Annotated in this window: 21 protein-coding genes and 1 riboswitch; of the genes, 9 read left to right on the top strand and 12 right to left on the bottom strand. The window is 73.5% G+C overall.

Annotation, left to right across the window (positions count from 1 at the left end; translation table 11 throughout):
- Nucleotides 1-18 precede the first annotated feature (18 nt).
- Both tenA and ACGFX4_RS08875 read left to right on the top strand, forming a co-directional pair.
- A complete protein-coding gene (gene tenA, locus ACGFX4_RS08880; protein WP_393071291.1) occupies nt 19-681 on the top strand; it encodes a thiaminase II in 663 nt (220 codons plus the stop codon).
- 182 nt (nt 682-863) lie between these two features.
- Nucleotides 864-1,064 (top strand): DUF5326 family protein, encoded by a 201-nt coding sequence (locus tag ACGFX4_RS08875; protein ID WP_393071290.1) that lies wholly within the window; start codon nt 864-866, stop codon nt 1,062-1,064.
- Here ACGFX4_RS08875 and ACGFX4_RS08870 read toward each other — a convergent pair.
- Genes ACGFX4_RS08870 through ACGFX4_RS08850 form a run of 5 tightly spaced genes read right to left on the bottom strand, consistent with a single transcriptional unit; the run spans nt 1,061 to nt 6,383 of the window.
- Nucleotides 1,061-1,990 carry an NAD-dependent epimerase/dehydratase family protein gene (locus ACGFX4_RS08870; RefSeq protein ID WP_393071289.1) on the bottom strand — a complete coding sequence of 310 codons (930 nt, stop codon included), beginning with the start codon at nt 1,988-1,990 and terminating at the stop codon, nt 1,061-1,063. The two genes, ACGFX4_RS08875 and ACGFX4_RS08870, sit on opposite strands and share 4 nt — an antisense overlap.
- Before the next feature lie 32 nt (nt 1,991-2,022).
- Entirely contained in the window at nt 2,023-3,165 is a 1,143-nt protein-coding gene (locus ACGFX4_RS08865) for a cytochrome P450 (protein ID WP_393071288.1), read from the bottom strand.
- Nucleotides 3,162-4,625 (bottom strand): AMP-binding protein, encoded by a 1,464-nt coding sequence (locus ACGFX4_RS08860; protein WP_393071287.1) that lies wholly within the window; start codon nt 4,623-4,625, stop codon nt 3,162-3,164. The genes ACGFX4_RS08865 and ACGFX4_RS08860 overlap by 4 nt, the downstream gene beginning before the upstream one ends.
- Before the next feature lie 10 nt (nt 4,626-4,635).
- Entirely contained in the window at nt 4,636-5,376 is a 741-nt protein-coding gene (locus ACGFX4_RS08855; RefSeq protein ID WP_393071286.1) for a glycosyltransferase family A protein, read from the bottom strand.
- Nucleotides 5,373-6,383, bottom strand: coding sequence for a 3-oxoacyl-ACP synthase III family protein (locus ACGFX4_RS08850; RefSeq protein ID WP_393071285.1), 1,011 nt, complete (start codon nt 6,381-6,383; stop codon nt 5,373-5,375). Before ACGFX4_RS08850 ends, ACGFX4_RS08855 begins: the two co-directional genes overlap by 4 nt.
- Before the next feature lie 185 nt (nt 6,384-6,568).
- On the opposite strand from ACGFX4_RS08850, the gene ACGFX4_RS08845 reads away from it, so the two are divergent.
- Nucleotides 6,569-7,234 carry a VC0807 family protein gene (locus ACGFX4_RS08845; RefSeq protein ID WP_393071284.1) on the top strand — a complete coding sequence of 222 codons (666 nt, stop codon included), beginning with the start codon at nt 6,569-6,571 and terminating at the stop codon, nt 7,232-7,234.
- Nucleotides 7,235-7,384: 150 nt separating this feature from the next.
- On the opposite strand, the gene ACGFX4_RS08840 is transcribed toward ACGFX4_RS08845, so the two are convergent.
- The 3 genes from ACGFX4_RS08840 to ACGFX4_RS08830 all read right to left on the bottom strand — a co-directional run bounded on the left by ACGFX4_RS08840 (nt 7,385) and on the right by ACGFX4_RS08830 (nt 10,162).
- Complete coding sequence (locus tag ACGFX4_RS08840) at nt 7,385-8,845, bottom strand: SPFH domain-containing protein (RefSeq protein ID WP_393071283.1); 1,461 nt, start codon at nt 8,843-8,845, stop codon at nt 7,385-7,387.
- Nucleotides 8,846-9,000: 155 nt separating this feature from the next.
- Nucleotides 9,001-9,201: a hypothetical protein gene (locus ACGFX4_RS08835; RefSeq protein ID WP_393071282.1), complete on the bottom strand. Its 201-nt coding sequence runs from the start codon at nt 9,199-9,201 to the stop codon at nt 9,001-9,003.
- A gap of 88 nt (nt 9,202-9,289) precedes the next feature.
- Nucleotides 9,290-10,162, bottom strand: a complete 873-nt coding sequence (locus ACGFX4_RS08830) for an LAETG motif-containing sortase-dependent surface protein (RefSeq protein WP_393071281.1) — start codon at nt 10,160-10,162, stop codon at nt 9,290-9,292.
- Between the two features lie 203 nt (nt 10,163-10,365).
- Nucleotides 10,366-10,500: riboswitch (TPP riboswitch) on the top strand.
- On the opposite strand from ACGFX4_RS08830, the gene thiC reads away from it, so the two are divergent.
- Nucleotides 10,495-12,309, top strand: a complete 1,815-nt coding sequence (gene thiC / locus ACGFX4_RS08825; protein ID WP_393071280.1) for a phosphomethylpyrimidine synthase ThiC — start codon at nt 10,495-10,497, stop codon at nt 12,307-12,309. (Overlaps the previous riboswitch by 6 nt.)
- 67 nt (nt 12,310-12,376) lie before the next feature.
- Here the strand turns inward: thiC and ACGFX4_RS08820 are convergent, their stop codons facing one another.
- The gene (locus ACGFX4_RS08820; protein ID WP_393071279.1) at nt 12,377-12,637 is read right to left on the bottom strand and encodes a hypothetical protein; all 261 of its coding nucleotides are present in this window, start codon (nt 12,635-12,637) and stop codon (nt 12,377-12,379) included.
- Between the two features lie 482 nt (nt 12,638-13,119).
- Here ACGFX4_RS08820 and ACGFX4_RS08815 point away from each other — a divergent pair, with 482 nt between their 5' ends.
- The 5 genes from ACGFX4_RS08815 to ACGFX4_RS08795 all read left to right on the top strand — a co-directional run bounded on the left by ACGFX4_RS08815 (nt 13,120) and on the right by ACGFX4_RS08795 (nt 17,323).
- Nucleotides 13,120-14,265 carry a hypothetical protein gene (locus tag ACGFX4_RS08815; protein ID WP_393071278.1) on the top strand — a complete coding sequence of 382 codons (1,146 nt, stop codon included), beginning with the start codon at nt 13,120-13,122 and terminating at the stop codon, nt 14,263-14,265.
- A gap of 55 nt (nt 14,266-14,320) precedes the next feature.
- A complete protein-coding gene (locus ACGFX4_RS08810) occupies nt 14,321-14,473 on the top strand; it encodes a thiamine biosynthesis protein ThiC (RefSeq protein WP_393071277.1) in 153 nt (50 codons plus the stop codon).
- Nucleotides 14,474-14,599: 126 nt separating this feature from the next.
- Nucleotides 14,600-15,145 carry a Uma2 family endonuclease gene (locus tag ACGFX4_RS08805; protein WP_393071276.1) on the top strand — a complete coding sequence of 182 codons (546 nt, stop codon included), beginning with the start codon at nt 14,600-14,602 and terminating at the stop codon, nt 15,143-15,145.
- Nucleotides 15,146-15,530: 385 nt separating this feature from the next.
- Complete coding sequence (locus ACGFX4_RS08800) at nt 15,531-15,965, top strand: hypothetical protein (RefSeq protein WP_393071275.1); 435 nt, start codon at nt 15,531-15,533, stop codon at nt 15,963-15,965.
- A gap of 116 nt (nt 15,966-16,081) precedes the next feature.
- Nucleotides 16,082-17,323, top strand: coding sequence for a M20 family metallopeptidase (locus ACGFX4_RS08795; protein ID WP_393071330.1), 1,242 nt, complete (start codon nt 16,082-16,084; stop codon nt 17,321-17,323).
- On the opposite strand, the gene ACGFX4_RS08790 is transcribed toward ACGFX4_RS08795, so the two are convergent.
- From ACGFX4_RS08790 to ACGFX4_RS08780, 3 genes are all read right to left on the bottom strand, one after another.
- Nucleotides 17,284-18,114 (bottom strand): hypothetical protein, encoded by an 831-nt coding sequence (locus tag ACGFX4_RS08790; RefSeq protein WP_393071274.1) that lies wholly within the window; start codon nt 18,112-18,114, stop codon nt 17,284-17,286. The genes ACGFX4_RS08795 and ACGFX4_RS08790 overlap by 40 nt on opposite strands.
- A gap of 148 nt (nt 18,115-18,262) precedes the next feature.
- Entirely contained in the window at nt 18,263-19,465 is a 1,203-nt protein-coding gene (locus ACGFX4_RS08785; protein WP_393071273.1) for a metallophosphoesterase, read from the bottom strand.
- A gap of 170 nt (nt 19,466-19,635) precedes the next feature.
- Complete coding sequence (locus ACGFX4_RS08780) at nt 19,636-20,823, bottom strand: LacI family DNA-binding transcriptional regulator (protein WP_393071272.1); 1,188 nt, start codon at nt 20,821-20,823, stop codon at nt 19,636-19,638.
- Nucleotides 20,824-20,930: the final 107 nt, after the last annotated feature.

Raw genomic sequence — 20,930 nt, 5'->3', positions numbered from 1 at the left:
TGTGAGGAGCGTTTACCCGTGAAGTTGACCGACGAGCTGTGGGCGGCGATCGAGCCGATCTACGCGGAGATCCTCGACCACCCCTTCCTGCGCGGCCTGACCGACGGCACGCTGCCGCAGGACGCCTTCCGCCACTTCGTCGTCCAGGACTCGCACTACCTGCGCGACTACGCCCGCGCGCTCGCCGTCTGCGCCGCCAAGGCACCCGGCGAGGCCGAGGTCCGGGCCTTCGCCGACGACGCCGTCGGCGCGATCGCCGCCGAACAGGGCATGCACGCCGAGTTCATGACCGCCTTCGGCGGCAGCGCCGAACAGGCCGCCGACGAGCCGGTGCTGCCCACCACCCGCGCCTACACCAGCTACCTGCTGGCCACCGTGTACGGCGGCTCGTTCGCCGAGGCCGTCGCCGCGGTCCTCCCCTGCTACTGGATCTACGCCCGGGTCGGTGAGGAACTGCTGGCCAAGTCCTCCCCCGAGCCGCTCTACGCCAAGTGGATCGCGACCTACGGCGACGAGGCCTTCCAGTCGGTGGTCCGCCGGGTGCTGGAGCTCACCGACCGGCTCGGCGAGGAGATCTCCCCGGCCGAACGGCGGCGGGCGGTCGAGCACTTCACCACCACCTCGCGCTACGAGTGGATGTTCTGGGACGCCGCCTGGCGCGGCGAGCGCTGGCCGGTCTGACCGGTCCGAACCGCGGGATCGGGGATGCCCCCAGGCCGGGTCTCGGGGTGATCTCCGGGTTCTCTCGGGGCCGTGAGCCCTCGTTTCCCCTCTGCCGTCCATGTACGGTCGAAGTACCGGAAGACAGCGGGACCGCGGCGGAACAGACCGACGCCGAGCCCGAGGGGAGAGAAGGAACGGACATGGCTGAGCTCTGGAAGTCGCTGCCCTCGTGGGTGCGCAACATCGTCGTCCCGATCATCGCGCTGGTGGTCGCCTGGAAGCTGATGTGGTTCGTGATCGGCGTCGTCGCAGGCCTGGTCGGCTTCCTGATCAACATCCTGCTGCTGGTCGGCATCGCCGCCGCCGTGGTGATCCTGGTGAAGAAGGCGGCCAAGAGCTAGCCCGGCCGCTGCTCACCGAGCGCCCGCACACCCCCGGTGTGCGGGCGCTCCGCGCTGTCGCGGCAGAAACCGTCGAGGTCGTGGACCGGACGCCAGCCCAGGGCACGCGCCTTGGTGGTGTCCAGCACCACGCTGCGGGCCAGCTGGTCGATCGCGTACGGGGTCAGCGTGCGCGAACGGGCCAGCCGGGCCAGCCCGGTGAGGGGCAGCGGGAGGTGCAGGATCCGGGCCCGGACCCCGTGCGCGGCGAGCACCCGGCGCAGCGCCGCGTCCCGCCGGTAGGGGAGGGCATCGGCGATGTTGTACGCGCCGGCGGGCCAGCCGGCGGCGTCCAGGCAGGCGGCCGCCAGGTTGTGGACCGAGGTCAGGCTCAACCCGACGTCCGGACCCGGGAGCGCGAGGACCCCGCCCGGCCGGACCCGGGCCAGCAGCCGGGGGAGCAGATGCGGATCGCCCGGCCCGTACACCGCGCGCGGACGCAGCACCACGGCACCCGCGGCGAGCGCGAGGCGCTCACCGGCGGCCTTGCTGCGGCCGTAGGCGTTCAGGTGGCCACCGGACGTGGGGTGCTCCTCGGTCACCGACGAGCGGTCCGGGCGCGGGTCGTAGACGCTCGCGCTGCTCACCCAGACCACCGGGCGGCCGGCGGCGGCTTCGAGCAGACGGGCGGTGCCGTCCACGTTGACGGCGAACTGCTCGGCCTCGGCCGGCGAACCCGGGAGGTGGTCGCCGACCGCCGCCGCGCAGTGCACGACCACGTCGGCGCCGCCGAGGTCGGGGAGTTCGGCGGCCGCGTCCCAGCGGACGTGCGTGCCCACCGGGCCCGGCCGGCGGCCCAGGCAGCGGACGTCCGCGCCGCGGGCGGCCGCCGCGAGGGCGACCCGGGCGCCGCAGAAACCGGACGCCCCGGTGATGGCGATGCGCACGTCCGCTGCCTCTCGCTCGTGGTGACGGTGGTTCATGGAGTCGGGCGGTGGTCCCGGTCGCCGGTGACGACGACCTCGGCGTAGCCGGGGAGTGCCGTGCGGCGGGCCGGGACGGACCGGAGCAGCACGGGCCGGTGCGGGGCCAGGGCCGCCAGGAAGTCGGTGAGTTGGACGCGGGCCAGGGCGGCCCCGGGGCAGGCGTGCGGTCCGGCGCCGAAGACCGCCTGGGCGGCCGCCGCCGGATCGGCGGGGGAGTCGCGGTGGGACTGCGCGGCGTGCCGGGCGACCAGGACCAGCCGGTCACCGCGACGGACGCGGATGCCGGCGACGGTGGCGTCGGCGGCGGCGACCCGCGGAAGGATCGGCGACGGCGCGGTCAACCGGAGCAGCTCGGCAGCGAGTTCGGGGCCGGTCCGGTCCCAGAGCCGGGCCCGGGCGCACCAGGCGGCGGCGCGCGGCAGCGCGGCGACGGTGGTGTTGACGGCGGCCACGGCGAGCATGGCGTCGCGCGGGTCCGGCAGCAGCGCGTTCAGCCGGGCGGCGGCCCGCTCGGCGGTTCCGGTACGGGGGCGGAGGGTCGGGAGATGGTCGCGGGCGGCCGCCGCGGCGGCGCCCAGCGCGGCGTCGGCGAGCGCGAGCGGCGGGGCCGGACTGCCGGTCAGCGCGGCGGCGGTGGCACCGGCCAGCTCGTGGACGACCGGGACCAGGTCGGTCGGCCCGCGCAGCTCGCCCAGCCGGTCGGAGAGCAGCCGCTGCCAGGCGGGCCGCAGCTCGGCGACGGCCCGGGCGCCGAGCCGGGCGGTGAGGTCGCGGCGGGCGGCCCGGTGTTCGGTGCCGTCCTGGTCGAAGAGCAGGCCGCCGCCGTCGGTGAGGCGGGCGGCGGCGCCGCCGGTGGTGTGCTCCGCGGTGCGGTCCAGCGGGACGCGGGTGAGGACGTGGCGGTACGCGTCGGGGTCGTGCACCAGGACGGTCCGCCCCAGCCGGAGCACCGGGCGGCGCCGGGTGGCCGCGAGCAGCGCGAACAGCACCGGGTGCGAGGCCAGGTACACGCCCCGGTCGGCCCGCCGCGCGGCAGAGGGGGAGAGTGCGGGGGAGCCGGTGTCGGCAGGCGCGCGGTCGGTGGCGTGGGCGTGGGCCGGGCAGCCGGGAGGGGGGTGGGGTGCGGGGGTGGTCATCGGGCGTCCAGGTGCCTGGCGCAGTAGCGGGCGGCGGCGGCGCGGTCGGGCTTGCGGGAGCGGCCGGCGAGCGGGACGTCGGCGAGCAGCAGGGCGTCGGGGCGGGCGCTGCCCATCCGGGCGAGGGGTTGCTGGAGGGCGGCCCGCAGGCGGCGGGGGTCGGCGCCGGGACGGGCCTGGACGAGGGCGACCAGGCGTTCGTCGCCGTCCCGGGCGGGGTCGGGGACGCCCACCAGGACGGCGAGTTCGACGTCGGGCAGGTGCAGGGCGGGCTCGTACAGGCCGGGGTAGATGTTCTCGGCGCGGCGCAGCACCATGTCCTTGAGCCGGCCCGCCAGCACGATCCGGCCGCCGGGGTCGATCCGGGCCCGGTCGCCGGTGCGGATCCAGGGGTCGGACGGTTCGCCGAGGTAGCGGTCGCGGGCCGCGGGGCCGGCGAGCAGCAGTTCGCCGCGGTCGCCGAGCCGGGTGGTGACCCCCGGCAGCGGGTGGCCGAGCAGGTCGCCGTCCTCGGTGAACGCGGCCTTGTCGGCGGCCTCGACGGCGGCCGCGGGGAAGAGCTCGGTGAGCGCGTACACGCCCCACGCCTGGCGGGCGCCGGACCGGCGGACCCGGGCGAGCAGCGCGGCGGAGGCGGGGGCGGAGCCGGTCCAGACCCGGCCGGTGAACCGGTCGAGGGAACGCAGCTGGGGCGGGGTCAGGTAGGTCTCGTCCGGTCGCAGGGCGTCGATCTGGCGCTGCAGGGTGCGGGACGAGCGGGCCGGGAGGGCGACGGTGGCGCCCGCGGCGAGGGCCGGGGCGAGGACGAAGAAGGTGCCGCCGAGGACGGCGGAGCCCGGCCGCGGGTCGACCAGCGCGGCGACACCGCGCATGCCCGCGGCCAGGCCGCCGCGGGTGTGGACCACGGCGCGCGGCGCGGTGGTGGTGCCGGAGGTGAAGACGATCACGGCGTCGCCGTCCCCGTCGTACGGCGCCGGCGGCGGGGCACCGGTGGTGGCGAGCGCGGGCGCGCAGCCGGGGCGGCGGGGGCCGAGGGTGGCGACCGGGCCGAGGGTGCGCAGCGGCGGCAGGGCGAGGTCGGCGTGGCGGGCGAGCGGGCGGGCCCAGCCAGCGACCGCCTGGGCGGCGGCGTCGGCGAGGACCAGGGCGGGCGGTGCGAGGGCGAGCCGGGCGCGCAGCACGTCCGGCCCGGCGGCGGGGTCCAGGACGGCGGTGCGCAGGCCGAGCCGGTGGGCGGCGAGCAGGACGGTGAGCGCGCGCGGCCCGGGACGGACGGCGACGCCGAGGGTGTCGCCGGCCCGCAGCCCGTACCGGTGGTGCAGGGCGGCGGCCAGCCCGTCGGCCGCGGAGGCGAGTTCGTCGCAGCGGGCCAGCACCCGCGGGCGGCCGCCGCGGGTGGCGTCGAGCAGGGCGGGCCGGCTGCCGCCGGTGCGCAGGGTGTGGTCGAGGCGGTCGAGCACGGCGCTCTCCTCAGCGGACGTCGACGCCGCGCGCGCCGGCGCCGCGTTCCAGGTACCAGCGGGCGGTGCCGAGCACGCCGTAGGCGCGGATCCGGCGGGTGGAGTTCTGCACCACCATGTCGCGGCGGTGGACGATCGCGGTGGTGTGCCGGCGGACCGCGTTGATGAACATCCGGTCGGTCGGCGAGGGACGGCGCGGCATGCCGCCGACCGCCTGGTACAGCTCGGCGGTGATCGCCATGTTGTTGCCGGCGTGCATCCGGTACGGGGTCAGGTAGCCGTGCCGGCGGTGGTGCGCGGGCCGGATCCGGCCGAAGAACGCGCCGAGCACGACGAGGGTGCGGAAGACCGACCGGCCGAGCGGGCCGTGCTCGTCGGGGCGGGCGGTGATGTGGCCGCAGACCAGGCCGCGGGAGGCGACCAGCCCGGCCCGGGCGGCGGCGGACCAGCCGGGCTGCGGCAGGCAGTCGGCGTCGGTGCGGGCGAGCAGCGCGGCGCCGTGCGCGATGGCGTACCGGAAGCCGGTGTCCACCGCCGAACCGACGCCCTTCTCCGGTTCGGTGAGCAGCTCGACCGGGAACGGCGCCCGGGCGGCGAACGCCCGGACCAGCTCGGCGGTCGCGTCGGTGGAGCCGTTGTCGACCACCAGCAGGGTGAACTCCCGGTCCCGCTGCGCGGCGAGGGCCTCCAGGGTGCCGGTGATCCGGGCGGCCTCCTGGTAGGCGGGGACCACCACCCAGAGCTCGGTCATGACTTCTCCCAGACCATCGTCATCAGACTGACCCCGCCGCCGAGGCCCACCATCAGCACCCGGTCGCCGGGCGCCAGGCCGTGCTGGACCCGGTCGAGCTGGACGCCGATGGTGGCGCTCGCCAGGTTGCCGAGCTCGGTCACGGTGACCTCCAGCTTCTCCTCGGGCACCCCCGTCAGCTCCACGAAGCGCTCCAGGTACGGCAGCGTCACCTGGTGGACCAGCACCTTCGCGTACGCGTCCCAGCCGAAGCCGGTCCGGGCGGCGGTCCGGGTCAGGATGTCGCCACCGATCTTCTCGAACACGCCGCGCAACTCCTTCCCGCCGCCCCGGAAGTAGCTCCACTCGTCGCCGCGCGGGTGGCGCGAACCGCCGCCCGGGATGCCGCCGACCGACCAGTGCTCGGACGCCGTCTCGGTCTCCACGTCGAGGATGCCGCCGCGCGCCACCGGCTCCACCACCACCGCCGCGCCCGCGTCGCCGAAGGTGTACCCGGCGAAGCCGTCCCGGAACTCGGCGAGGCCGCCCGGGTCGCGCCGCATCGCCCGGCTCGGGGTCTCCCCCGTCACCACCAGTGCCCGGCGGGCCCGGCCGGCCAGGATCATGGCGCGTGCCGTGTCGATCCCGTTCAGGAAGCTGTTGCAGGCGTTGGAGACGTCCAACGCGTGCGCCCGGGAGCCGAGTTCTGCCTGCACCAGGTGGGCGGTGGCGGGCTCGCAGACGTCCCGGGTGGCGGAGGCGTACACCAGCAGGTCGATGTCGGCCGGGAGGTACCCGCCGCCCGCCAGCGCCCGGCGGGCCGCGCCGAGGGCCAGGGTCGAGGCGTACTCGCCGTCGGTGACGAAGCGCCGGGTGCGGATCCCGGTCGCCTTCTCGAAGGTCCGCTCCGGCAGGCGCAGCCCGCTGCCGGCCGTCACCTCGTCCTGGAGCTGCTGCGAGGTCAACTCCCGCTCCGGAAGGCAGGATCCGACCGCGGTGATGCCCACGCGCGTGAAGTGGAGGTCCATGCCAGCCATGGTCGGGCCCCGGGCCGGCCGCCGGCCTGAGTACGGGTACTCAGCCGGGCCCGGGGACGGTGCCCAACCATGACATCCGTCATGCGCTTTCCGGCACGGGCGACACTGCCGACCGACCGGGCCGCCGCGGGAGCCTTGGGAGCAACGGGAGAACGACCGGACAGGGGAGACGGACCATGGCCACCACCACCGCGCACGCCACCACCGCGCCGAGCGAGTCGCGCACCGCCGCGCTGAGGCCGCTGGCGATCGACGTGGCCGTCCCGCTCGCCACCTACTACGTCGCCCACTCCGCGCTCGGCCTCGGCCTGGTCGCCTCGCTCGCCCTGGGCAGCGCCGTCCCGGCCGTCCGCACCGCCGCCGCGCTGCTGCGCGAGCGCCGGGTCAACGGGCTGGCGCTGCTGATGCTGCTGGTCAACACGGTCGGCATCGCGCTCTCCGCGGTGGCCGGGGACCCGCGGCTGATGCTCGCCAAGGACGGCGCGACCACCGGCGTGATCGGCGTCTCGGTCATGGTCTCCGCCCTGGTCGGCCGACCGCTGATGACCGCCGGACTGCGGCCCTTCATCGTCAAGGGCCGGACCGACCGCGCCGCCGCCTGGGACCGGCTTGCCACCGGCGACGCCCGCTTCGCCCGCCGGGAGCGGCTGTTCTCGCTGATCTGGGGCGGCGCGCTGCTCGCCGAGTGCGTCGCCAAGGTGGTCGGTGCCTACACCGTGCCGGTGGAGACCATGGTGTGGCTGGGCACCGTCCTCCTGCTCGCCGCGATCGGCCTGGGCGTCCTGGCCGGCAACGCGGTGGCCGGCCGGATGGCCGAGCAGGTGATCGCCGAGGCCGAGTGAGCGGCAGGGCCACCGGCCCTCACCGGTACGCGAAGGGCGCCCGCACACCAGGTGTGCGGGCGCCCTTCGCGCAGAGGCCGGGGGATCAGCTGTGCGAGCCCCGGCGGCGGCGCAGGGCCACCAGGATCCCGGCACCCGCCGCACCGGCGTTCAGGAACGCGCCTGATCCTGCTGCACGGGGATCACCTGGGCGACCGGCGGCTTCCCGGTCGCCGACGGCTCGGCTTTCGCCCCGTCCGTCCCCATGGTGGCCAGCAACTGACGGGCCAGCCCGAGGCCGGTGCCGCCCATGGTCAGCGCCTTGGCGAACATGTCCGCCATGCCGTCCGCGCCGTTCAGCAGCACCATGTGCTCGACGTTGCCGAACGCCTCGGCGCCGGCCTTCACGATCTGCGGCCAGTTCTCCGCCAACTGCTGCGCGACCACCGCCTCCTGGTTCTCCGCCAGCGCGGCCGCCCGGGCCTTGATCGCCTCCGCCTCGGCCAGACCCAGCGCCCGCGCCGCCTCGGCCTGCGCCAGACCGCGCGCCTCCGCCGCCGCGGCCTCCGCCTCACCGGTCGCCCGGGTCGCCTCCGCCGAGGCCAGACCCCGGGCGCGGGTCGCCTCCGCCTCCGCGGTCGCCGCGACCTTCACCCGGTTCGCCTCCGCCGCGGTCTTCAGCTCGGTCTCCCGGGCCAGCGCCTCCGCCGCCGAGATCCGCGCGTCACGGTCGGCCACCGCCTTCGTCCGGGTCTCGTACGCCCGGGCGTCGGCCGGCTTGCGGACGTCCGCCTGCAGCTGCTGCTCCCTGCGGTGCGCCTCCAGTTCGGCGACCTTGGTCTCCTGGACCACGACCTCCTGCCGGGACGCCGCCTGGGCGAGCGGACCCGCCTGCTGCGCACGGGCCGCCGCGGTGTCCAGCTCTGCCTGGTAACCGGCCTGCTGAATACCGGAGTTGCGAGTCGCCTCGGCCTTGCGGGCGGCCGCCTCCTGCTCCGCCTCGGTGGCCGCCCGGTCCGCCTCCGCGGCCGCGATGCGGGCGTCCCGGTGGACCGCCGCGGCGTGCGGCGCGGCCAGGTTCTCGATGTAGCCGGTCGGGTCCAGGATCTCCTGGATCTGCAGCGAGTCGATGATCAGGCCGAGCTTCTCCATCTCCGACCCGGACGCGGCCCGGGTCTCCCCGGTCATCCGCTCGCGGTCGCGGATCATGTCCTCGACCGTCAACCCGCCGACGATGGACCGCAGATGACCGGCGAACACGTTGTGCACGCGCTGCCCCATCGCCTTCTGCTGGTCCAGGAAACGGCGGGCCGCGTTGGCGATCGACACCGGGTCGTCGCCCACCTTGAAGATCACGACGCCCTTGACGTGGACCGGGATTCCCTGCTTCGTCACGCACTCGACGTCCAGCTCGGCCTCGTTCAGGTCGAGCGACAGCCGGCGCACCACCTGGATGCCGGGCAGCACCATCGTGCCCCGGCCGGTGACGGTCCGGAAGCCCAGCCCCTCACCGTGCTTGGACCCCGAGATGATCAGTGCCTCGTTCGGCTCGGCGACCCGCCACATGAGCTTGAACAGCACGATCAGGACGATGATGGACGCCACGACGGCGCCCGCGATGCCGATGACCATCGGCTGACTCCCCCTTCGAGCACACCGGTTCCGTGGCTGCGCTCGGTTGTGCAGGATGGCGCGGAACACGGTGGCAACGGGAGATTCTGCGCCTGCCGAGATCGCCGGGGAAGAGCCGTGCGTACGGAATCCGTCCCGGAAGCGTCAAGGTTCCGTCAAAGCGGAACCACGTACACGGTGCGCGGCGGCTGGTACTCGACCACCACCACCTGACACCCCCGCTCCAACGCCTCCCCCGGCACCGCCAGGTACGCCAGGAACGCCTCCGACCCCTGCCGTTCGGCCACGTGCACCATCACCTCCCCCACCAGCCCCGCCCCGACCCGCCCGGTCACCCGTCCCGTCGCACCGACCATCCGCCCAGTCTGCCCGCCCCCGTCGCGGCCGGGAACGCCCGATGCCCGCCCCGGCTCGGCCGGGACGGGCATCGGGGGAACCGGCGGATCAGCTGTGCGAGCCCCGGCGGCGGCGCAGCGCCACCAGGATGCCGCCGCCGAGGACCAGGGCGGTGGCGCCGCCGACCGCGACCGGCACGGTGCTGCTCGCGCCGGTCTCGGCGAGCTCGGCGCCCCGGCGGGCGGCCTGCGTGGTCCCGGCGGCCGTGGTCGGGGCCGCCGTGGTCGGGGTGGCGGCCGGGGTGGTCGGCGCGCCGGCGGTGGCCGTCGCCGTGCGGGTGGGCGTCGCGGTCGCCGTCGAGGCGCTGTCGACCACGGCGAAGTCGTGGGTGCCGTAGCCCACGTACTGCGTGCAGACGCCGGTGCCGTCCTGCTTGGCGGCGGGCTGCTGCGCGGACGCCTCCGTGAGGAAGGTGTCGGTGTCCTCGTCCAGGACCGCCGACCCGCCGCTCTCCGTGGTCTGGTAGTTGCCGACCGGCGCCGCGGAGGTGGCCGCGATGCGCAGCCCCAGCGTCAGCGTGGCGTCCTTCGGCAGCTGGTACATCCCGGAGTTGATGATGGAGGAGAAGTCGCCGGTGCCGAAGTCGACCTTCTTCCAGTCACCGCCCGGAGCCTTGAGCTCGACCGCGAACGAGCCGGCCGGCAGCGGGGCGTGCAGGTAGGCGACGTACAGCGAGATCCGGAAGTCCTTGACCTCGCGCCCCGCGGTGTTCTTGAACGTCACGGTCGACTCGACGGCCGGACCGCCCTTGACCAGCTGCGCCGGGAAGCCCGGCCAGCCGGTGGTGAGCTCGGGGTGGTGCTGGATGCCGCCGAAGCACGGCAGCTTCGGTGCCGCCGTCGCGGACGCGGCACCGGCGCCCAGGCCGAGCACCGCGGTCGCCAGGGCCGTCGAGACGGCCGGCAGACGGATGGAACGCATGGGTGGATCCCCCCAGGATCTGACGGAAACGGGCATGCGGCCCGCCGGTGGTGAGTGGGCGAACCGTGTTGCGCGCGTGGACGATACACACTCCCGGGGTTGTTGAGCGCCACCGGGGGCCGCGGCGCGCGGGGGTGTCCGGTGGCTGAAACGCTGCCTGGACCTCGGCGGGAACCTCCGGCTACGGTGTCAGGCGTCCTGCGCTCGCAGGACACGGGAGCTCGGAGCACCGGGCTGAGAGGACGCTGAACGGCACGTCGACGGACGTGTCGACCGCTGCGTCGACCGCAGGAACCTGACCGGGTAATGCCGGCGTAGGGAGTAGAGGTCAGATGACCACGTTCGATGCACAGCCGCAGTCTGCCCAGTCCGCTGTCAGCAGCGCCGCGACCGGCTACCCGACCCCCGCGTGGCGCAAGGCGTACCGCGAGGGCAGCCGCCCGGACCTGCGGGTCCCCTACCGTGAAGTGCTGCTGACCAACGGCCGCTCGGTGCCGCTGTACGACACCTCCGGCCCGTACACCGACCCCGCCTACGAGCCCGACGTACGGCGCGGACTGCCCGCGCTGCGCGACCCGTGGATCCGCCAGCGCGGCGACGTCGAGGAGTACGAGGGCCGCGAGCCCCGTCCCGAGGACGACGGCATCAAGCACACCGCCCCGCGCGGCGGCAACCTGCGCAACCTGGACGCCGTCTTCCCCGGCCGCCCGCGCCGCCCGCTGCGCGGCCGCGACGGTGCCGCCGTCAGCCAACTCGCCTACGCCAAGCGGGGGATCATCACCCCCGAGATGGAGTTCATCGCGCTCCGGGAGGGCATGGAGGCGGAGTACGTCCGCTCCGAGGTGGCCCGCGGCCGCGCGGTGATCCCGCTGAACGTGAACCACCCCGAGGTCGAGCCGGCCATCATCGGCACCAACTTCCTGGTGAAGATCAACGCCAACATCGGGAACTCGGCCGTCACCTCCTCCATCGAGGAGGAGGTCGAGAAGATGACCTGGGCCACCCGCTGGGGCGCCGACACGGTCATGGACCTCTCCACCGGCCGCAACATCCACACCACCCGCGAGTGGATCCTGCGCAACTCCCCCGTGCCGATCGGCACCGTGCCGCTCTACCAGGCCCTGGAGAAGGTCGACGGCAAGGCCGAGGAACTGTCCTGGGAGGTCTACCGGGACACCGTCATCGAGCAGTGCGAGCAGGGCGTCGACTACATGACCGTGCACGCCGGCGTGCTGCTGCGGTACGTCCCGCTGACGGCCCGTCGCAAGACCGGCATCGTCTCCCGCGGCGGCTCGATCATGGCCGCCTGGTGCCTCGCGCACCACCAGGAGAACTTCCTCTACACCAACTTCGAGGAGCTCTGCGACATCCTCGCGGCGTACGACGTCACCTTCTCGCTCGGTGACGGCCTGCGGCCCGGCTCCACCGCGGACGCCAACGACGAGGCCCAGTTCGCCGAGCTGCAGACGCTCGGGGAACTCGGCCGGATCGCCCGCGACCGGGACGTCCAGGTGATGATCGAGGGCCCTGGCCACGTCGCGATGAACAAGATCAAGGAGAACATGGATCTCCAGAAGGAGATCTGCGACGAGGCGCCGTTCTACACCCTCGGCCCGCTCACCACCGACGTCGCCCCCGGCTACGACCACATCACCTCCGGCATCGGCGCGGCGATGATCGCCTGGTGGGGCACGGCGATGCTCTGCTACGTCACGCCCAAGGAGCACCTGGGCCTGCCGAACCGGGACGACGTCAAGACCGGCGTCATCACCTACAAGATCGCCGCCCACGCCGCCGACCTCGCCAAGGGTCACCCCGGCGCCAGCGACTGGGACGACGCCCTCTCCGACGCCCGCTTCGAATTCCGCTGGGAGGACCAGTTCAACCTGGCCCTCGACCCGGAGACCGCCCGCGCCTTCCACGACGAGACCCTTCCCGCCGAACCGGCCAAGACCGCGCACTTCTGCTCCATGTGCGGGCCCAAGTTCTGCTCGATGAAGATCTCCCAGAAGATCCGCGACGAGCACGGCGACGGCTCCAGCGCCGTCGCCAGCGACTTCGACGCGGAAGCCCTCGCCGGCATGCAGGCCAAGTCCGAGGAGTTCGCCGCCCAGGGCAACCGCGTCTACTTGCCGCTGGCTGACTGACAGCACGGCTCGCAGCGGCGCCGCACCGGGAGGCAGGAGGGGGCTTCCCGGCGCGGCGCTCGGCCTGTCAGACGTTGGCGGCCGACGAGGTTTCTCCGGGGGCTTGCTGGTCCTGGACGATCTCCCGCAGGTCGATCGCCTCGACGGCCCATCGATGGGTTCGGTCGGAGACGGTCAGAGTCACCAGCTCCGGCAGGAGATCCAGGGTGTCCCGGGAGAGCCCGTCCAGGTAGCGCAGAGCCGTGGTCCGGCCCCAGCCGCGCTCGCGGAGCGCATCTCGTAGGACACCTGTGGAGTCGGTGGCGTTCTGGCAGAACTCGGCCTGCACGCGGTTGAGCTCGCGGCGAGCAGAAACGACAGCGTCCCACAGTTCTCGATCGGATGGATTTGTCACAGGCCTGCCTCGGCGAGCGGACGCTCGGACGGACCGTTCAAGGAGCGTGATCCTCTGCCCGATGATGCTTCATAGGGCATGTCGGCAGGCGATATCCACGGATGTGCTCGTTGGGGCTGAAGTCGTCGGACTGCCGGGGCGTCATGTTCGACTGCCGGATTGGGGTTCTTGTCCGGGAATCCGGCACACCCCACGGTCTGTGGGTTTCGAGGAGCCACGAGTGGCCCGGTTCGTTTGCCCGAGTGCGTCCCACGAGAGCAGCCTCCAGCGGTGGGGACTTCGGCGGGTGTTGAGCTGTATGGCGTCCATGGTCAGTTCACGTGCGTGTCAGAGTCGTCACGCGTCCGAAATGCTTCAGAATGTCAAGAACTATCCATGTGGCGGCCTGGTTGTCCCGATGTCGAGGAGCGTAGATCATGCGTGTTCCTGAATGGCTCCCCGAACAGCCTGTCCGCATCGGCCGTACCGACTGGCCCGAGCACAGCGACGAAGGAACGTACCTCCGCCTGCGGGTGGGTCAGACCGTTGTCCTGGACCGGCAGCCCTGGCACCTTCTGGAGATCCACGAGTACCCCGACCGCGAGTGGCCCGAGTCCTACCGGAAAGCCTGGCGTGAGCACGTTGAGTTGTGGAGGCACGCCGAGAACCTCCACGGTGCGAGTGGAGAGGCGACCACGCTGCCTCCCGAGCGGGCCAACTTCTACAAGCGCCCCGTGATCCTGGTCCTGCGCAACGAGAACCTCCCCAGGTCGACTCCGAAACACTGGTGCGCGCCGGCCAGCCATGACTGGCAGGTCCTCCCGGAGCACTACGCCGTCTGCCGCACCTGCGGTGAACTGCCGCCCTGCCACAACGGGGAGTACCGCTGGGACGGTGGCCCCCGGTCGGCCGAGCACAACCGAGGTGTCGCTCTCATCGTTCCGCCCGACTGCTGCATGGGCTGTGCGGAGCTCATCAAGCCCCGGGTGCGGACGGTGCGCTTTCCCGGCCCGAACCTCTGGTACCCCGAACTGGGCCACGACAGCGCGGTCTTCCACGCCCGCACCGCCTGCGCCGACCAGGTCGACTGCTACCGCAAGCAGTGGCGGGCCGAGTACACCGTGCGCAAGCCCCACTCGGCTCCCGACCTGTTGTTCCCGGACGGAGAGAGCTTCACCCTGCCGCGGACGAGACTCGCGTCGGATTACACCAAGCCGGCCAAGGACGCTCCGGTGGCGAGCGGTTTTACCCCTGCGGTGAATGCGATGTTCTCGGCGCCCCAGGTGAATCTCCTGCCTGCCGCTGCCCCCGCACCGCCGGAGTTCCAGGCCCCTTCCGCCCACCAGCCGCCCTCCGGCTACATGTCGCATCCGGAGCCTTCCGCCGGCCCCGTGCAGCCCTCCGCCTCCTCCGAGGACGTTGACGCGGTACTTCGGCTCACGGGAGCCCTCGATCTCGCCATGGCCGACCGTCCGGCTTTCCACAACGCGGAGCAGGCAGCCCGGGTGATCGAGGAACTCACCGCTGCGGTACGCAATATCGCTCTCTGTCTGAACGGTACGAATACCCGCACTCGGACCTGACCGTCGTGGCCGGTCGGTGGGCCGGCCCATGGCGGCTCTGTTGAAGTTCCGGTCCATGAAGATCTCCCAGAAGATCCGCGACGAGCACGGCGACGGCTCCAGCGCCGTCGCCGACGACTTCGACACGGAAGCCCTCGCCCGTATGCGGGCCAAGTCCGAGGAGTGCGCCGCCCAGGGCAACCGCGTCCACCTCCCGCTCGCGGACTGACTCCGGCCCCACCGACAGCGCTGTTCCGGGGAGCGGGCGGGGGCTCCCGGGGCGGCGCCTCGGCGTACCGTCGCTCAGCTGCGCCGAGCCGGTAGCGTGGGGCCGGACGTACTTCCGGGAGGACAGATGAACCCCGAGCACCTCGCGCTGATCGAGGAGTTCCGCAGGGCCGCTCCGTCGAACTTCAAGATCGAGTTCTCCGGTGACGTCATCATCATGCAGGCGTCGCCCTCCGCCATCCACGAGCGGAACCTCGCCGTGGTCCGCCGGCAGTTCGAGGCGCACGCTCCTGCCGAGTACCTCTCCACGGGGAACATGGACCTGGCGTCGCCGCAGGTGGCGAAGTTGCGAAACCCGGATCTCACCTACCTCCCCGAAGACGCCATGGCCAGCACGGAGAACAGGGTGCCGGCTGAGCTGGCGCTCATTGCCGTCGAGATCGTGTCGCCGTCCAACCCGGAGAACGACTGGGTGGGGAAGCTCCGCGACTACCCGCTGATGAGGATTCCGCTCTACCTGCTGGTCGACGCCGCGCAGAAGACCGTCACGCTGTTCGGTGAGCCGGAGAACGGCCGCTACCGGACGCGGGAGGACGCGAACTTCGGAGAGACAATCCACATCCCCGCGCCGTTCGGATTCACCCTCGACACCTCGGTGCTGCTCCCGTACTAGGTCACTGGCCGTCGGGGGGTGAGGTACTGCTCGATGCGGCGCTGGTTGTCGACCGGGCGGAGGCAGAGGTGGCGGAGCTGGGCCAGCTCGTCGGGGGTGGCGGAGAGGCGGATCAGGACGTCCAGGGCGCCGGAGCTGAGGCCGCGGCCTTCGCTGTCGTGGCTGCGGAGGCGTTCGACGGCGTGGTGCGCGGCGCGGGTGGCCGCGGCGGCTTCGAGGGCGAGGGTGTCACCGCCCCGGGTTCTGGAACCGGGGCTGACGCCGGGTCAAGGGGCGGTGGGAGGGCTGCTCGCGAATTTGTGCGAGACGCCGGGGGTGGGGGTCCGGTACTGTACGCGAGCACTTCAAACTTTATACATACCTTATGTCCAGTTTGGGATTCCTCGTGAACATCGACTTCAGCCTCGAGCCGCTTTTCTCCTGGTACGTCGTCCTCCTGATCGTCAGCGGTATCGCGATGACCGGTATCGGCGCGATGGGCAACTCCGGTCTCAGCAACGGGTGGCGCATCTTCAACGGTGTGGCCGGTGTCGGATTCGTCGGCTACGGCATTTACCTCGGGTTCATTTTCGAGGGCGGCACGTACGTCATCTTCTTCAAGGCGTTCATTCTGCCGGTCGTGATGATCATCAACTTCGTGCGCTCGCTGTCCAACCGCAACCAGGCCGCCGCCCAGCCGCCGGTGCAGTTCCAGCAGCCGTTCCCGCAGCCGGAGGCCCCGCAGGCCCCGGTGCCGGCCCAGGCCCAGGCTCCGGCCCAGGCCCAGCCGCAGGCTCCGGCGCAGCCGGCCGAGGCCGGCGGTGCGAACCAGGCCGGCTGAGCCTCACCGCAGCGGACCCGACGCCGCCCCGCCCCGAGGAGGGTGGGGCGGCGTTTCCGCGTTCCGGGGGCGGGCCGGGCGGGGAGGATGGGCGGGTGGCAGGTGGCGAGGAGCAGATGGCGGGGCTGCGGGCGGAGGCGGCGGCGCTCCGCGGCGAACTGGTGGCGTTGCGGCGGGTGTTGCACCGCGCGCCGGAGCTCGGCCTGCGCCTCCCCGCGACCCGGGCCGCGGTCGAGGCGGCGCTCGACGGGCTGGGGCTGGAGGTCACCGCCGGGCGGGAGCTCGACTCGGTGACCGCGGTGCTGCGCGGCGGCCGGCCCGGCCCGGTGGTGCTGCTGCGGGCGGACCTGGACGCGCTGCCGGTCACCGAGGCCACCGGCCTGCCGTACGCCTCGCGGACGCCCGGGGCCGCGCACGTCTGCGGGCACGACCTGCACGCCGCCGCGCTGGTGGGCGCCGCCCGGCTGCTGGCGGCGCGCCGCGCGGAGCTGGCGGGCGGCGTGGTGTTCATGTTCCAGCCCGGCGAGGAGGACGGCGGCGGGGCGGAACTGATGGTCCGGGAGGGCGTGTTGGACGCGGCGGGGGAGGGGTCGGTGGCGGCGTACGCGCTGCACGTCGCGGCCGCCCAGCTGCCGGCCGGGTTGGTGACGACCCGGCCGGGGCCGGTCCTGGCGGCGTGCGACACCCTGCGGGTGGTGCTGCGCGGCCGCGGTGGCCACGGGTCGAGTCCGCACCTGGCGCTGGACCCGGTCCCGGCGGTGTGCGAGGCGGTGCTGGCCCTGCAGTCGATGGTGACGCGGCGCATCGATGCCTTCGACCCGGTGGTGCTGACCGTGGGGAGTCTGCACGCGGGCACGGTGGACAACGCGATCCCGGAGCGGGCGGAGTTCGCGGCGACGGTGCGCAGCTTCTCGGTGGCGGCCCGGGAGCGGGTGCTGGCGGAGGCGGTGCGGCTGGTGCGGGGGATCGGCGCGGCGCACGGGCTGGAGGTGGACACCGAGGTGGAGCCGGGCTACCCGGTGACGGTGAACGACCCGGTGGAGACGGCGTTCGCGACGGGGGTGGCGGGGCGGCTGTTCGGGGCCGGGCGGGTGCTCGAACTGGACCGGCCGCTGGCGGGCTCCGAGGACTTCGGGGTGCTGGCCGCCCTGGTGCCCGCCGCGTACCTGCTGCTCGGGGCCTGCCCGGCGGGCCGCGACCCGGCGATCGCACCGTTCAACCACGCGCCGGACGCCCGGTTCGACGACGCGGTGCTCCCGGACGCCGCCGCGCTGCTCGCCGCCCTCGCCCTGGAGCGGACCTCCTCCGGGGCGGTGGCTCAGACCTCGTCGGGGCCGGTGAAGTCCGGCGGGGTGTAGCCGGGGCCGGTGAACTCGGCGTGCCGGGGGCTGCGGCCCTGCGGGTCGGTCAGCCCTTCGACGCCCGGGCTGGTGAAGCCGGGGCTGGCGTAGGTGCCGCGGCTGTAGCCGGGGCTGAGCAGGTCGGGCGGCGCGGGCCGCTGTCCGGGCAGCGGGGAGAGCGCGGGTTCGGAGTCGAGGTTGGCCAGCAGCCAGGGCAGGATCGCCCGGTCGCGCAGGGCGGTGTGCCAGGCGCGGCGGGCGTCGGCGAGGTCGGCGTACAGCTGCGGGTCCTGGCCGCGCGGGGTGGCGGAGCCGTCCCGCAGGGCGGTGAGGACCAGGCCGACGCCGCCGGCGGTGAGGGCGGCGACGCCGGCGGCGAGCGCGACCCAGCCGGCGGTGAGCACGGTCCGGCCGAGGACCAGGTCGGGTGCGGCGCCGCGCAGCACGTACCCGATCAGCAGCAGCAGGAGCGCCGCGGACCAGGCGAGGATCGGCGCCAGCACGGTCAGTACCGGGAAGAAGCCGGCGCCCTCCTCCGAGCGCAGCCGGGCGGTCAGCCCGCCGCCCGGGTGGGAGGCCGGGGCGTCGGCCAGCGCGGTGCGCAGCGCCAGGTAGTGCCGGTACTCCTCGGCCGCGCCGGCGGCGATCGGTTCGGCGTGCAGCATCGCCTTGGTGTGCAGCTGTTCGGCGGTCAGGTGGTGTCCGTCGGCGCGCAGCGCCTGCTGGACGGTGGTGTCGCGCAGCGCGTCGTCGAGGACCCGCGTGAAGTCCGGGCGGTCCTCGGCGAGCAGGTGCGTGCCGTTGCTCATGTGGGGTACCCCGTTCGGCAAGGTCACCTCCGCGAGGTCGCGCGGAGGTGGACTCGGTGCCTTGATGGTAGGGGTGCCCCGGAGGGCGCTGACAGACTGTTTCCAGAACTTCAGTCCCGTCAGCGCCCTTGCAGCTGTCGACAGTTGTTCAGTTCAACGGAAGCCGGGCGACCAGCAGGCGGCCGTTCATGGTGACGCCGCCGTCCATCGCGATGGCCAGTTCGTCGGCGTAGATGTACGGGCCGGGCACGTGCGGCTTGGCGCCGTCGTCGGGGTGGTCGGTGCCGGTCAGGTACGGGATCGGGCTGTGTCCGTGCACCACCCGGTAGCCGCCGTAGGTGGAGAGCAGCTCCTGCGCGGCCATGGTGCCGGCCTGGCCGCGGAAGGCGAAGCGCTTGGTGAACTTGCGGAAGCAGTCCCACAGCTCGTCGATGCCCTCGTCGGCGAGCACGGTGTGCACGGCGTCGTTGACGTCGGCGATGGTCTCGCCGTACTCGAGGTACGCGGTGGTGTCGGAGTGCAGCAGCAGGTGGCCGTCCTCGATGCCCATCGCGGGGAGCCGGGAGAGCCAGCTGATGTGGTGCGGTTCCAGGCGTTCCAGGTCGTGCTGCTGGCCGCCGTTGAGCCGCCAGGCGGCGAGGAAGGAGGCGGTGCCGGCGGTGGACTGCACCGGCTCGTCGCCGTACTTGGCGGCGCCGAGGAAGAGCAGCTCGTGGTTGCCCATCAGGGCGCGGCAGTACCCGCCGGCGGCGGCGGCCTCGGCGGCCAGCTGCATCACCAGGTCGATCACGCCGATGCCGTCCGGGCCGCGGTCGGTGAAGTCGCCGAGGAACCAGACCCGGGAGCGGCCGGCCGACCAGTGGCCCTCGGCGTCGATCAGGCCCTGCTGGTGGAGGGCGGCGAGCAGGTCGTCCAGGTAGCCGTGGACGTCGCCGATGACGTAGAGCGGGCCGGGGCCCTCGCCGGGCTCGGGCTGCGGGTAGGGGAAGTGCACGTCGAGGACGGGCGGGCCGAGTTCCAGGGTGGGCGGGTCCTCGGGCTGCGGCTCCTCGACCGGCGGGCCGGCGGGGCCGTCGCTGCCGGTGGTGCCGTTGCTGCCGGTGGGCGCCCAGTGGCCGGGCACCTGGACGGCGGGCTCGTCGAACTGCGCGGCCGGGTGCGGCCAGTGCTGCTCGAGGTAGCTGGCGCCGCCGTAGGTGGAGTGGGTCTCCTCGTACGAGTACCCGGCCGCGGCCTCGGCCGGCTCGGCGGGGCCGAACCAGGAGCCGTAGGGGAGCACGTCGAGGTCCTGCTGGGGGCGGGTGCCTGAGTGCGGCTGCTCAGGTTCGCGGAAGAGGTCCTCGGGTGTCATTCGACCATCATAGGAAGAGCACTTCCCCGCCGTCCTCACCTGGTCGGTATCCAAATCCTTCGGGCCGTCAGTCGGGCGGTCGGGCGGTGCCCCGGCTCGCCCGGTCTGCCCCGGTCTGAGATGGTCCAGACCACAGGGGCGACCGGGCGGTGCCGGGGCGGGGACGGGGGTCAGCTCTCGCCCGGCGGGCGCGGCGGGCTGACCGTGGTGCGCGGGTGCCGGCGTTGCGAGGAGGCCCGGACGATCAGCTCGGTGGGCATCAGCGTGCCGGGCGGCGGCCCGCTGCCGGCGGTCCGGAAGCGGGGCGGGAAGAGCCGCCCGCCGGTGGCCGGCTCGGCGGGTGCCGCGCCGGTGCCCGCCGTCGCGCCGGAGTCGACGCCCTCGATGGCGTCGATCAGCAGGTTGACCACCGTGGTGCCGATCCGGCGCGGCTTGAGCGACAGGGTGGTGATCGGCGGCTCGGTGCCGGCGTACACGTCGCTCTCGCTGCAGCAGACCAGCAGCAGGTCGTCCGGCACCCGCAGGCCGTACCGCCGGGCGGCGGCCAGCAGGTCGGTGCCGTTCGGGTCGAACAGGCCGTACACCGCGTCCGGCCGGTCCGGCCGGGCCAGCAGCCGGTCGGCGGCCACCGCCCCGGCGGCCGGGTCGTGCGCGGGGTAGGTCTCGTACACCGGCTCCTGGCCGACCCGGGCGCACCAGCCGAGGTACGCCTCGGTGGACAGCCGGGTGTAGGTGTCGGTGGAGGTGCCGGTGAGCAGGCCGATCCGGCGGGCGCCGGCCTCGCTCAGGTGCTCCAGGATGCCGAGCACCGCGGCCTCGTGGTCGTTGTCGACCCAGGCGGTGACCGGGCAGTTGCCCGGCTTGCCGTCGCTGACCACCGGCACGCCGGACCGGTAGAGCTCGCTGACCAGCGGATCCTGGTCGGGCGGGTCGATCACCACGGTGCCGTCGAGGGCGATGTTGCTCCAGACGTCGTGCCGGGAGGACGCGGGGAGCACCACCAGGGCGTAGCCGCGGCTGAGCGCGGCGCTGGTGGCGGCCCGGGCCATCTCGGCGAAGTAGGCGAACTCGGTGAAGGTGAAGGGCTCCTCGCCGTAGGTGGTGACGGTCAGTCCGATCAGGCCGGACCGGCCGGTACGCAGGGTGCGGGCGGCCGCGGACGGGCGGTAGCCGAGGCGCTCGGCGACCTCCCGCACCCTGCTTCTGGTCTCGTCGGGCAGGCGTCCCTTGCCGTTCAGGGCGTCCGAGACCGTGGTGATGGACACTCCGGCGGCCGCCGCCACGTCCCGGATGCCGGCCCGCTCCAGACGCCGCGAGGTGGTGGGTCGCCGACCGTTCTGGTTGGCTGCTGCTGTCATGGCGGACCGATCGTATGGCGCATGACGGCGGTCCGTGACCGGTTCGCTACAGAACGCTGAAGATACGTTTCTCCGTGAACGGGTCCGACCGACACCCTTCGATAGCT

This window comes from Kitasatospora sp. NPDC048365 (assembly GCF_043200835.1).
Classification (GTDB): domain Bacteria; phylum Actinomycetota; class Actinomycetes; order Streptomycetales; family Streptomycetaceae; genus Kitasatospora; species Kitasatospora terrestris.
This window is presented reverse-complemented; position numbering and strand designations above follow the sequence as displayed.